The sequence below is a fragment of the Streptomyces viridiviolaceus genome (assembly GCF_014650995.1).
Classification (GTDB): Bacteria; Actinomycetota; Actinomycetes; order Streptomycetales; family Streptomycetaceae; genus Streptomyces; species Streptomyces viridiviolaceus.
Map to the genome: position 1 here is coordinate 1 of NZ_BMWA01000082.1, position 1,653 is coordinate 1,653.

Sequence of the window (1,653 nt, forward strand, 5' to 3'; positions counted from 1 at the left end):
CGTTGAGCAGGTTGCGCTGGCTGACCGCGGGGGAGTCCCACGGTCCCGCACTCGTCGCGACGCTGGAGGGTCTGCCCGCCGGCGTGCCGATCACCACGGACATGGTGGCGGACCATCTGGCGAGGCGGCGGCTGGGCTATGGGCGCGGTGCGCGGATGAAGTTCGAGCGGGACGAGGTCACCTTCCTCGGCGGTGTCCGGCACGGTCTGACCCTGGGCTCCCCGGTCGCGATCATGGTGGGGAACACCGAGTGGCCGAAGTGGGAGCAGGTGATGGCGGCCGACCCGGTGGATCCGGAGGTGCTGGCGGGTCTGGCGCGTAACGCGCCGTTGACGCGTCCGCGGCCCGGTCATGCCGACCTCGCGGGCATGCAGAAGTACGGTTTCGACGAGGCCCGTCCGATTCTGGAGCGTGCTTCGGCGCGGGAGACGGCGGCCCGGGTGGCGCTGGGTGCGGTGGCGCGGTCGTTCGTGAAGGAGACGGCCGGTATCGAGATCGTCTCGCACGTTGTCGAGCTGGCGTCGGCGAAGGCCCCGCACGGTGTGTACCCGGTGCCGGGGGATGTGGAGCGGCTGGACGCGGATCCGGTGCGCTGCCTGGACGCGGACGCGTCGAAGGCGATGGTCGCGGAGATCGACCAGGCCCACAAGGACGGTGACACGCTCGGTGGTGTGGTGGAGGTGCTGGCGTACGGCGTGCCGGTGGGGCTGGGCTCGCACGTGCACTGGGACCGCAAGCTGGACGCCCGTCTCGCCGGTGCGCTGATGGGCATTCAGGCGATCAAGGGTGTGGAGATCGGTGACGGTTTCGAGCTGGCGCGGGTGCCGGGTTCCAAGGCGCACGACGAGATCGTGAACACGCCGGAGGGCATCCGGCGTGTCTCCGGCCGTTCCGGTGGCACCGAGGGTGGTCTGAGCACGGGTGAGCTGTTGCGGGTGCGGGCCGCGATGAAGCCGATCGCGACGGTGCCGCGCGCGCTGAAGACGGTGGATGTGAGCACCGGTGAGGAGGCTCAGGCCCATCACCAGCGTTCCGACGTCTCGGCGGTGCCGGCCGCGGGCATCGTCGCGGAGGCGATGGTCGCGCTGGTCCTCGCGGACGCGGTCGCGGAGAAGTTCGGCGGGGACTCGGTGGCCGAGACCCGCCGCAACGTGCGGTCCTACCTCGACCATCTGGCCATCCGGTGAGCAGCGTGCCGGTGGTGGTGCTGGTGGGGCCGATGGGCGTGGGCAAGTCCACGGTGGGCCGGCTGCTGGCCGGGCGGCTGGGGGTCGGTTACCGGGACACCGACGACGACATCGTCGCCGAGCAGGGCCGCACCATCGCGGAGATCTTCGTCGAGGAGGGCGAGGCGGCCTTCCGCGCGCTGGAGAAGCAGGCCGTGCTGCGGGCGCTGGCCGAGCACGAGGGGGTCCTCGCGCTCGGCGGCGGCGCGATCCTCGACGCGGGCACCCGAGCCGCCCTCGCCGGCCTCAGGGTCGTCTACCTCTCGATGGACGTCGAGGAGGCCGTCAAGCGCACCGGCCTCAACGCGGCCCGCCCGCTGCTCGCCGTCAACCCGCGCAGGCAGTGGCGCGAGCTGATGGAGGCCCGCCGTCATCTGTACGAGGAGGTGGCCACCGTCGTCGTCGCCACCGACGCGCGCACCCCCGA

Annotated in this window: 2 protein-coding genes; both read left to right on the forward strand. The window is 71.9% G+C overall.

From position 1 onward, the window contains the following. Window positions 1–2: 2 nt before the first annotated feature. Window positions 3–1,187, forward strand: coding sequence for a chorismate synthase (gene aroC / locus IE260_RS40960; RefSeq protein WP_189881012.1), 1,185 nt, complete (start codon window positions 3–5; stop codon window positions 1,185–1,187). A 32-nt stretch (window positions 1,188–1,219) separates the two neighbouring features. After that, window positions 1,220–1,653 (forward strand): shikimate kinase (locus IE260_RS40965; RefSeq protein WP_189881013.1); only part of this gene is annotated, 434 nt, incomplete at its 3' end.